Source organism: Rhodoferax sp. RT5P35, from assembly GCF_056521385.1.
Genome location: NZ_JBWMAX010000085.1, coordinates 1 through 1,639 on the forward strand (window position 1 = coordinate 1; position 1,639 = coordinate 1,639).

Sequence of the window (1,639 nt, forward strand, 5' to 3'; positions counted from 1 at the left end):
GCCGACAAGCAAATGGTGCAGGAAAAAATTGCCGACTCCTGGGTCGAGCTGGAGCAGTTCCGCCTGCTGGTCATGCGCACCGCCTGGCGTATCGACAAATACCAGGACTACCAAAAAGTGCGTAAAGACATTGCCGCCGTCAAAGCCGCCATGCCCAAGGTGCTGCACGACATCGCCGCGCGTGCGCTGCACATCCATGGCTCGATCGGTGCCTCGTCTGAAATGCCGTTTGCGGGCATGGTGTCGCGTGCCTTCCAGATGGGGCTGGCCGACGGCCCTACCGAGGTGCACAAGATCACCGTGGCCAAGCAGCACCTGCACGAATACACCGCCTGCGAAGAGCTGTTCCCGGCCTACCACCGGCCTACCGCCGCCGCATTGGCGCAGCAGAAGTACCAAGCGCAGTTGCAGGCGGTGGCCGAATGACCAATCTGGCATGGCAGGTCGCCGTGGATCTGGACCGATTGACCGCATGGATGGACGCGCAGTCTTTGGAGACGGGTGGCCGCATTACCGATGCGGTGCCTCTGGTGGGCGGCACGCAAAACATCTTGCTGCGCTTCCAGCGCGGTGCGCAGGTGTATGTGCTGCGCCGCTCTGCGCTCCATGCCAAGCCGGAAGTGTGGGCCACCATTGCCCGCGAGGCACGGGTGCTAGGTGCGCTGGCGAACACGCCCGTGCCGCACCCCCGGCTGCTGGCCACCTGCCTGGACGAGAAAGTGCTGGGCGCGCCGTTTTACCTGATGTCGCAAGTGGATGGCTTCAACGCCTCTGCCAAGCCGCTGCCCGCACTGCACGCCAACACCCCCGCCGTGCAGCGCCGCATGGGCTTTGCGATGGTCGATGTGCTGCTGCAACTGGGTGCTGTAGACCCGCAGGCGGTGGGCTTGGGCGGTTTCGGCAAGCCCGTGGGATTTTTGGAGCGCCAGGTGGCGCGCTGGCAAAAGCAGTTGCACAGTTATCAGGGGCTGGCGGGCTGGCCGGGGCCGTCGTCCCTGCCCGGCGTGGCCGAGGTGGCCACCTGGCTAGAGGCCAACCGCCCAGAGCCGTCCCCCACCGGCATTCTGCACGGCGACTTTCACCTGGCCAACGTGATGTTTCGCCCCGACGCGGGCGAGATTGCCGCTGTGATCGACTGGGAGCTGGCCACCGTGGGCGACCCGCTGCTGGACCTGGGCTGGCTGCTGGCCACCTGGCCCGATGCCAGCGGGCAGGGCGCGGGCACCATCCGCGTCACCCCCTGGCGCAACTTTCCCATGGCCGACGAACTACTGGCCTATTACGCCGCTCGCAGCAGCCGCGACCTGTCGGCGATGGACTGGTACGTGGTGCTGGCGCGCTTCAAGCTGGGCATCTTGCTGGAAGGCAGCTACGCCCGCTCGTGCGCAGGCCAGTCGCCCCCCGAACTGGGCCGCCAGCACCATGCCTCGGCGCTGCGGCTTTTCAGCCAGGCCAAGACCCTGATTGCCCAGCTTGCCTGAGGGCAGGGCGGCACTTTCCCATGGATTTACAAGGAGATACGGATGGACATCCAAGCTAAGCGGATCATCGTGACCGGTTCGGCCAGCGGCATCGGGGCCAGCGCCGTCAAGGCATTTGTGGCCGCAGGTGCCCAGGTGGTGGGGCTGGAGGTGGCCGA

At 66.0% G+C, this 1,639-nt stretch carries 2 protein-coding genes; both read left to right on the forward strand.

The genetic code is table 11. The features are described from left to right. Positions 1–426, forward strand: a 426-nt coding sequence (locus tag AC097L_RS23810; RefSeq protein ID WP_479589209.1) for an acyl-CoA dehydrogenase family protein, incomplete at its 5' end; no start/stop codon positions are given. Continuing rightward, the gene (locus tag AC097L_RS23815; protein ID WP_479589210.1) at positions 423–1,481 is read left to right on the forward strand and encodes a phosphotransferase family protein; all 1,059 of its coding nucleotides are present in this window, start codon (positions 423–425) and stop codon (positions 1,479–1,481) included. The genes AC097L_RS23810 and AC097L_RS23815, both read left to right, overlap by 4 nt. Positions 1,482–1,639: the final 158 nt, after the last annotated feature.